A 7721-nucleotide genomic window follows, 5' to 3' on the forward strand; every position below is an offset into this window, starting at 1 on the left:
GCGATATATCGCGCTTTGTCGATATATCGCGAAAAAAGAGGCAGGCGTTAACCTTAACTTGGTCGGTGAATATTGAGCTTTTTCATACGCGAGCGTAGGGTACTGGCCGGTAATCCCAGCACTTGAGCGGCACCCTGCGCCCCGGAAATACGCCAACCTAACTGTTGTAGGGTGCGGCGAATATGGGCGGCTTCCACTTGCTCTAAGGTTTGTCCGTGTGTCGACACCGCATTGGCGGTATCGACTTGCAGGGCGGGAATTTGTAATACCTGTCCCTGAGACAAAATACTCTGGCGCTCTATCACATTTTGCAGCTCCCTTACATTCCCCGGCCAACTGTAGGTCATCAGGTGGCTCAAGCCTTTATTACTGACCCCTTTAATTTTTTTGCCGAGTTTTTTATTGAGGTTGGCGACGATATGGCTCACTAAGGTGGGGATATCCTGTAAACGCTCACGCAATGGCGGCACATGCAGCGGAAACACATTAAGGCGATAATAGAGATCCATCCGAAATAGCCCCTGCTGCACACGTTTAAGTAAGTCGTGGTGGGTCGCAGTCACTAGGCGAATATCCACCTTAATGGTCGTGCTACTGCCGACTCGCTCAAACTCTTGCTCTTGCAATACTCTTAACAGCTTAGATTGGGCCTCGAGGGACAATTCGGCAACCTCATCGAGAAACAAGGTGCCTTGGTGAGCCAATTCGAATCGCCCCTTACGCCGAGTCGTTGCCCCGGTAAACGCGCCTTTTTCATGGCCAAACAGTTCACTTTCCAGCAAGGTGGGTGAAAATGCGGCGCAGTTGACGCTCACCAGAGGCTTATCACTGCGTTCGCTGAGTTTATGAATATTGCGTGCGACCAGCTCTTTACCTGTGCCATTTTCGCCGCTGATTAGCACTGTACTATTGGTATTGGCGACCAGCTTAATTTGTTGAATAAGGCGTAAAATCGGTTCGCTTTCACCAGAGATACTCACATCGCCCGTGTGGCTAGCCAATTCCATTTGCAGGTAATCGTTTTCGTTGGCCAACTTTTCCGATAAGGCCTGCACCTGCTCTAATGCTTGGCGCAGTGAGTCTTCGGTTTGTTTCTGCATGCTAATGTCGCGAAATATCGCGACTACACCGATCAGCTGTTGCTGCTTATACACTGGGGTTGTGGTGTAATGCACCGGAAAACTGCTGCCATCTTTACGCCAAAACAGTTCATGACTGATCTCCCGTGCAATACCGTCGTGCATGGTGTTGTAGATGGGGCAATCTTCTTGAGGATAATGGCTACCATCGGCATGGCTGTGATGATGGTGGTTGTGAATATTTTTACCCAGCAGCTCTTGTGCTGTCCAGCCGGTCATGCGCTCGGCTGCAGGATTGATAAATACCGCATTGCCTGCTAAATCAAAGCCGTAGATCCCTTCGCCCACGGCATTTAGCAATAATTTGTTTTCGGGTAGAAAGTCCACATGAGCTTCGCTAGTGGGCGCTAAAGGGGATGAACACATAAAGATACTCGCAGCAGAAATCAACTTGAACAACAGTGTACTTTAGCTCACGACATATCGCGACTTTTTATCTTGCAAGACTGTTATTTTACCATTAATTAGTCGCCCCGTATCAATGCGCCCGTAATAGGCTCAGTACCTCGTGGTAATCGAGTACGCGCGATAACGCTATGCCTTGGGGATATTGAGGGCTAAAGAGTATCGTAAAGGGGATACCATAGGCATTATGCTGAGCTAAAAAAGCCTCAATCACGGGGTTGCTTCGGGTTAAGTCGCCCAGCATCAATACCATATTATCGCGCTTGAGTAACTTGACCACTGCCTCACGATGCAGCACGCGGTCTTTATTGCCTTTGCAGATGATGCACCAATCGGCGCTGACATCGACAAATACCGAATTGCCCTGCTTAACCAGCGCGGGTATCTCTTTTGCGACTAAGGGTTGCCATATCAATTGTTTATAGGCGTTAATGTCTTCGCGTGGGTAAATAAAATAGGTCACGGCGGCGTTGATCGCGGTAAAACATAGCAGTAATAGCAGTACCGCTGTTGGGATCTGGGTGCCGCGTGCTTTTTTAACGCTAAGAAAAATAATCAAGCCAATAAGCAAGCTTAGTGTGAGCGCGCTGATAGTGAGGATGGTGTGCATGATAACCAGTGAAAGTGATTGATGAGGCTAGTCTAGCAAACATCAACGCCTGAATTGAAATAATCAGTACATCACAGATCTTTTGCACCTATGGCTGAATGTTTGTAAGCTGCCAGCTTGCGATGCCAAGGCAGATAAACTGGTAAGTGTTACTAAGGGCTATCGAATTAACCAAATGATATTAAATCAATAATCGAGCTTTAATAGAGGAAGCGGGATGAGTGTGAGTGCTTGGCTAGGTTTGCTGGCCATCTGTTGTTTGGGCGCCATGTCGCCCGGGCCAAGTTTAGCTATGGTGGTGCGGCATACCTTAGGTGGCGGCCGTACTAAGGGGATTGTCTGCGCGTGGGCGCACTCTATTGGCATTGGGGTGTATGCCTTGGTCACTTTGCTTGGCCTTGGGGTGTTACTTAAGCAAGCGCCGCTGGTGTTTAATGGCATTGCCATTTTAGGCGCGCTCTATTTAGCCTATATCGGCGTGCAGGCGTTGCGTTCTAAAGGGGGGATGTCGGACAAGCTCGCGGCAGGCAAAGCCACTAGCACCCTTACCGCCGCGCGTGACGGGCTGGCTATTTCACTGTTTAACCCTAAGATTATGCTGTTTTTTTTGGCGCTGTTTAGTCAATTTGTGTTAGCGGCCGATAACCTCTGGGGGCAATCTTTAATCGTGTTAACGCCATTGGTGGTCGATGGGCTCTGGTATACCTTAATTGCATTACTGCTGTCGCATCGGTCAGTGTTACCCAAGTTACGGGCGAATGCGCGCACCATAGATAGGCTCTCTGGTGTCGTGCTGATTTTATTGGCTATCAGGGTACTCGTTACGATTTAAGCTCCCTGAAACCGTTTGCTTTGCAAGCGCACATTGTATAAATAGTGAGAAATGGGCAAAGTGCTAGGGGGATATCGTTGTGGGGGTTATGGCGGAGAAGCCGTAAACTTAATCATGAGTTAACTTAACCCGATTAACTATGCCACCGCTTACCTGAGCAGCAAGGCGATGGCATACAAGGTTACATCGGGTGATTAGCCTTTAAAGACTTGCACCGCTTCATCTTTCACAGGCTCGCTCTGGGCGGGTGACTGAGTATTAATGTGGTCATCGAGATTGTCATTTAACATATCGCGGTATTCTTTGCTAAACCACTCTAGCGCATTGTTTTTTTCAGCTGCTAAATCAGATGATTTGATTGATGCTTCAAATGCATTAAAACGAGCGGCCGCGAAACGCAGCGCCGTGCCGACTTTACCGACATCTTGCTCTTGGCCGCTAAGCTCGTTAGCAAGGGCAATAAATTGATCGGCTAATTCAAAAATAGTGGTTTCTTTTTGCTGTTCTGACATGCTGTTGGCTCACGATTGAGTGAATGTAATAGGCGGATATTAACTTAAATTAGCCAACAGTGAATCATTGAATGTGGCTTTATGAGATCAAATTGGCAAATTGCCGTGATTGATCGCTTGTCTCAATTCTTCACTATTCCTCCAAGTTAAGGTGTATTAGTTGTTCGGATCGCTGTCGACGACCACTTGGCCATTGCGAGAGTCGTAATAGATGCTTAAGTCTTTATTGTTATTAAACTCATAACGGCACTGATTAATGGCAATATAATTGGCTTTGTAATCTGTCTTCTCACTGCTATCGAAGCTCGACACGCTAGGCTCATCGCCTTGGTAAAGGGTTTGCCATACGGAAATACAATCTTCGACATTATCGAGTGAGGGAGAGGACTCGTTATCGGTGAAATAGTGTTGAGCAGGCCATCCCGCGGCATTAAAATCCATCTGGCCCGATTCAGCCTCTCCAAAAGTGGGCAGGTTTTCAGCTGGGCCTGAGCCTACACGGGTGGCCCAAACGGCATGAGCAAGGTTAATTCCCGCTTTAAATGCACCGCCTGTGGCTTTTACGCTGGCAATTTGAGCGTCTTGAGAGACATTTAAAAATTTAGGTAGGGCGGTGATCGCCAGTACCCCTAACACGATAATCACCACGACGAGCTCAATTAAGGTAAAACCAGGCTGTTGCTTTTGAGATTTCATGGTGGATACGTCCTAATAAAAATAAAGTTGCAGGCGGGCCATTCATAGCGCTTTAAACGTTTGCAGCTATAGTGCGTTATGGCAAATGATACATTAGTAATTAATTTTAATCGTTTTTTAACTTAAAGAGAAGAGTATGGATCATATCGCAAACTGGGATGACTTTATTCAGCAGCAGTCACAATTGGACTATTTTATTCAGCTGCAAGATTTTGTCGCGACCGAGCGCGCTGCGGGTAAAGCCATTTATCCTAGTGATGATGAGGTATTTAATGCCTTTAACTTAACACCACTGGACAAGGTGAGCGTGGTGTTGATTGGGCAGGACCCTTACCATGGTGCAGGGCAAGCCCACGGTTTATGCTTTTCGGTAAAGCCAGGCATTAAGACGCCACCTTCATTAGTTAATATCTACAAAGAACTAGCGACGGACATTCCCGGATTTAGCCTGCCTAATCATGGTGATTTACGCCAGTGGGCTGCCCAAGGCGTATTGATGTTAAATACGGTATTAACGGTTGAGCAGGGTAAAGCGCATTCTCATGCGAAAGCGGGCTGGGAAACCTTTACCGATAATGCCTTAGCACTGCTTAATGCCCAGCCACAACCAATCATATTTGTGTTGTGGGGAGCCCATGCGATTAAAAAAGCGAAGTGGATCACTCAAGGACATCACCAAAAGCTGACAGGCCCGCACCCTTCGCCGTTATCGGCGTATCGTGGTTTTTTCGGTTGTGCTCATTTCTCTAAAATCAATGAGTTACTTTTGCAGCACGGGCAACCCGTTATCGACTGGCAAGTCTAACGCGTTAACCTCATCTGAGATAATTCCTACTTGCCGTTAGGCTAATAGGTCATTATATTTATCTGTATTGTCATCATGAGTTAGGCAAAGGATGTTTAACGCTTGGTGAGGGTTTGAATCAATTTCAAGTAGCGAATTATCGGGTTAAATTACTGCGGTTAATCAATGGTTGATGCTGGAAATAGTGAGTGACAGTGGAGCCTGTGCTACGCTATTGGCTGTGATGTTGTAGCGACTTTAATTCACTTAATATATGAACCTGTTAAAACTCACCATTGGGTATTAATCGATAGGCCAGTGACTTAATTTGCTCGTAATGACAAGTTAACCACTGCCAATAAGTTTAACCCTAGGGTTTTATTAATAAGCTAAGATGGCTTAGATGGGCGTGAATATGGATATCAGGACGAAGCGAGGAACGCTTGTTCGTTGGAATAATGAACAAAGAGTGGGTTTTATCGCCCCAGACGATGGGTCAGATGAACTGCGCATACTCGGCGCTAATTTACTACCTTATGAGCATACACCTCAAGAAGGGCAGGCCGTTGTTTATCGCCAGTGGAAAGATAGACTTCGCGGCATCAAGGTGATCAAGGGAGAGATAGACTTAGGTCATCCCATCAAACTCACCTCACCTTTCGATAATCCTATTAACTCGATTGGCATAGATACCATAAGTTGGCAGCTTAAGGTTGGACTGGTGGTATGTGCGCTGGTGTTAGCCAGTTTACTTTATCTATTGATGATCAATTACGAGCTTAGTGCCGACGGGACTCAACCGCCAGCAGGATTATTTCCGGCAGGTTCTGAGCACTACATTGGCAAGCAAATACTGCCCAACGCCAATTTTAGTTGTGATACCCGTAAGCAATGTTTACAGATGACCTCGTGCCAAGAAGCACAATATTTTGTGCAGCACTGCCCAGGTTTTGAAAAAATGGTTGGTGAAATGCCCTGTGAAAAACTCTGGTGTAAGATGTAAGTTGCTGTGAACGATTGGTTTGATTACATCCTTTTATTCGATAGGTTAAGGTTTGATTTAAGATTAAAGGCGCAAAGGTAATACCTTAGCGCCTTACGTTGTGACAATTGCATTCTGTCGCTTCAGCACCCGTATTCAGTGCCCATCATAGTATGCGCTCGCCATCTTTACCTTATTATTGGTTTTTTGCTAGGCGGTAATGCTCGGCTAAGGCTCCAGTGATCCGTTTGCCGTCTTGATCTAGCATAAATAATTGGTTCTCGCCGACTTGAAACTGCATAGGAGTTGCATCGTTAGTTAGGCTAATCGCGCTGCCTCGTTCGTTCCAAGTAAAGTTACCCTCCTCGATAATCGGCTCGTCAGACTCTCCTAGATAACGCTGCGTTAAACGATAACTAAGATCGGCATTGAGCACTAAGTGCGTCTCTATCCCGCCACAACTGGCGCAAGGCAGTACGCCCGAGTATTCTCCCGGCCAATCTAAGGCATTTTGGCTATTGTCGCCGATGGATACCGCAGACTCGCTGGTGATCTCTGACGCTGTAGGTGCTGCCGGAGCGGGGGATTCTGGGTTGCAAGCGGCGAGAGTTAGCGCGCCGAATAAGATCAGCTGTGGCTTCATAAAAACTCCTTAAAGGTCAATGACGATGTAATACATTATATTTGTTCGGTATTTATCAAATTCAAGAGATGCTTGCTCTCTGCTTTAATGCTAGTTACGCACCATTCACTATGCGCGTTGGGGTAATAATCATAGGCAAGGGCACGTCCCAATGCTCACAAGGTAAGTGGCTGACTTGCTGGCAGTCATGGGCATAACCTACAGGTAATGGTTTGCCCATGAGCGGCCAATAGGCAAGGGTACGGTCATAGTACCCTCCGCCCATGCCCATACGATTACCATTGGCATCAAAGGCCACTAGTGGGGTGATCACCATATCCAGTTGATGGGGCAGACGCATCTGAGTGATCGCCAGCTTGGGTTCGAGTATACCGAGGCGGTTTTTGATTAATGGGGAGTCGACTCGATAGGCGAGAAAGATAAGGTTGCCTGGCGAAAAGGGATGCAATCTAGGTAGATACACCTCAATTCCTCGTTGCCACAGGGCGTCAATTAAGGGCTGGGTATCGAGTTCACCATCATTTGCCAAATACAGTGCCAACCTTTTTACGCCGCGCTCGGTGATCAACTGTATGGCTCGTTGGCACGCTTGGTTGGCAAACTGGTTCTGCTGCTCAATGGAAAGGGCTTTACGGGCTGCTCGCACTTGAGCGCGCAGCGTTTGGCGTGAGATAAGCATAGGTGTAGTGGATGACAATAGGGGTCTCAATGGCATACTTCCTGTAAAATGTCTGGTTAACCGCTGCTCTGTAAAGTGTGGCCGTTAGGCTGAGCGCTCAGTGTAGCGTCAGGCAGGCTATCGATTCAATGGATAAAGTATTCTCAAACCATAAGCGCTTCAAGGTGGGTAACTTGCAGGTGTAAAAAAGCCACCGCAGGTTAAGGCGATGGCTTAACTATTTAAATTGCTCCCCAAGGCGTTGTTACCTGTGTAGCCCTTGAACCCATAAGCGCTTCAAGGTGGGTAATTTGCTGAGTGCCTTAGTTTGTGATGCAACAGGTGTAAAAAAGCCACCGCAGGTTAAGGCGATGGCTTAATTATTTAAATTGCTCCCCAAGGAGTTGTTACCTGTGTAGCCCTTGAACCCATAAGCGTTTCAAGATGGGTAATTTGCTGG

At 47.0% G+C, this 7721-nt stretch carries 9 protein-coding genes; 3 read left to right on the forward strand and 6 right to left on the reverse strand.

Annotated elements, in window-relative coordinates; translation table 11 throughout:
* Positions 1–53 precede the first annotated feature (53 nt).
* Complete coding sequence (locus DVO77_RS06340) at positions 54–1505, reverse strand: sigma-54 interaction domain-containing protein (protein WP_119977758.1); 1452 nt, start codon at positions 1503–1505, stop codon at positions 54–56.
* Between the two features lie 112 nt (positions 1506–1617).
* The gene (locus DVO77_RS06345; RefSeq protein WP_119977735.1) at positions 1618–2154 is read right to left on the reverse strand and encodes a thioredoxin family protein; all 537 of its coding nucleotides are present in this window, start codon (positions 2152–2154) and stop codon (positions 1618–1620) included.
* 217 nt (positions 2155–2371) lie between these two features.
* On the opposite strand from DVO77_RS06345, the gene DVO77_RS06350 reads away from it, so the two are divergent.
* A complete protein-coding gene (locus DVO77_RS06350) occupies positions 2372–2986 on the forward strand; it encodes a LysE family translocator (protein WP_119977736.1) in 615 nt (204 codons plus the stop codon).
* A gap of 194 nt (positions 2987–3180) precedes the next feature.
* Here DVO77_RS06350 and DVO77_RS06355 read toward each other — a convergent pair whose 3' ends face one another.
* Both DVO77_RS06355 and DVO77_RS06360 read right to left on the reverse strand, forming a co-directional pair.
* Positions 3181–3498 carry a DUF3144 domain-containing protein gene (locus DVO77_RS06355; protein ID WP_119977737.1) on the reverse strand — a complete coding sequence of 106 codons (318 nt, stop codon included), beginning with the start codon at positions 3496–3498 and terminating at the stop codon, positions 3181–3183.
* Positions 3499–3654: 156 nt separating this feature from the next.
* The gene (locus DVO77_RS06360) at positions 3655–4194 is read right to left on the reverse strand and encodes a prepilin-type N-terminal cleavage/methylation domain-containing protein (protein ID WP_110457398.1); all 540 of its coding nucleotides are present in this window, start codon (positions 4192–4194) and stop codon (positions 3655–3657) included.
* Between the two features lie 136 nt (positions 4195–4330).
* Here DVO77_RS06360 and ung point away from each other — a divergent pair, with 136 nt between their 5' ends.
* Both ung and DVO77_RS06370 read left to right on the forward strand, forming a co-directional pair.
* Positions 4331–4999 (forward strand): uracil-DNA glycosylase, encoded by a 669-nt coding sequence (gene ung, locus DVO77_RS06365; RefSeq protein WP_119977738.1) that lies wholly within the window; start codon positions 4331–4333, stop codon positions 4997–4999.
* A 394-nt stretch (positions 5000–5393) separates the two neighbouring features.
* Positions 5394–5981 (forward strand): cold-shock protein, encoded by a 588-nt coding sequence (locus DVO77_RS06370; RefSeq protein ID WP_162599188.1) that lies wholly within the window; start codon positions 5394–5396, stop codon positions 5979–5981.
* 175 nt (positions 5982–6156) lie between these two features.
* On the opposite strand, the gene DVO77_RS06375 is transcribed toward DVO77_RS06370, so the two are convergent.
* Positions 6157–6603, reverse strand: a complete 447-nt coding sequence (locus DVO77_RS06375) for a copper resistance protein NlpE (protein ID WP_110457401.1) — start codon at positions 6601–6603, stop codon at positions 6157–6159.
* A gap of 94 nt (positions 6604–6697) precedes the next feature.
* Positions 6698–7318 (reverse strand): 5-formyltetrahydrofolate cyclo-ligase, encoded by a 621-nt coding sequence (locus tag DVO77_RS06380; protein WP_110457402.1) that lies wholly within the window; start codon positions 7316–7318, stop codon positions 6698–6700.
* Positions 7319–7721: the final 403 nt, after the last annotated feature.

The sequence above is a fragment of the Shewanella algidipiscicola genome (assembly GCF_003605125.1).
GTDB classification, from domain to species: Bacteria; Pseudomonadota; Gammaproteobacteria; order Enterobacterales; family Shewanellaceae; genus Shewanella; species Shewanella algidipiscicola.

Coding starts and splice junctions, on each gene's coding strand:
- DVO77_RS06340 (WP_119977758.1), bottom strand. CDS start 1,505: ATGTGTTCATCCCCTTTAGCGCCCACTAGCGAAGCTCATGTGGACTTT.
- DVO77_RS06345 (WP_119977735.1), bottom strand. CDS start 2,154: ATGCACACCATCCTCACTATCAGCGCGCTCACACTAAGCTTGCTTATT.
- DVO77_RS06350 (WP_119977736.1), top strand. CDS start 2,372: ATGAGTGTGAGTGCTTGGCTAGGTTTGCTGGCCATCTGTTGTTTGGGC.
- DVO77_RS06355 (WP_119977737.1), bottom strand. CDS start 3,498: ATGTCAGAACAGCAAAAAGAAACCACTATTTTTGAATTAGCCGATCAA.
- DVO77_RS06360 (WP_110457398.1), bottom strand. CDS start 4,194: ATGAAATCTCAAAAGCAACAGCCTGGTTTTACCTTAATTGAGCTCGTC.
- ung (WP_119977738.1), top strand. CDS start 4,331: ATGGATCATATCGCAAACTGGGATGACTTTATTCAGCAGCAGTCACAA.
- DVO77_RS06370 (WP_162599188.1), top strand. CDS start 5,394: ATGGATATCAGGACGAAGCGAGGAACGCTTGTTCGTTGGAATAATGAA.
- DVO77_RS06375 (WP_110457401.1), bottom strand. CDS start 6,603: ATGAAGCCACAGCTGATCTTATTCGGCGCGCTAACTCTCGCCGCTTGC.
- DVO77_RS06380 (WP_110457402.1), bottom strand. CDS start 7,318: ATGCCATTGAGACCCCTATTGTCATCCACTACACCTATGCTTATCTCA.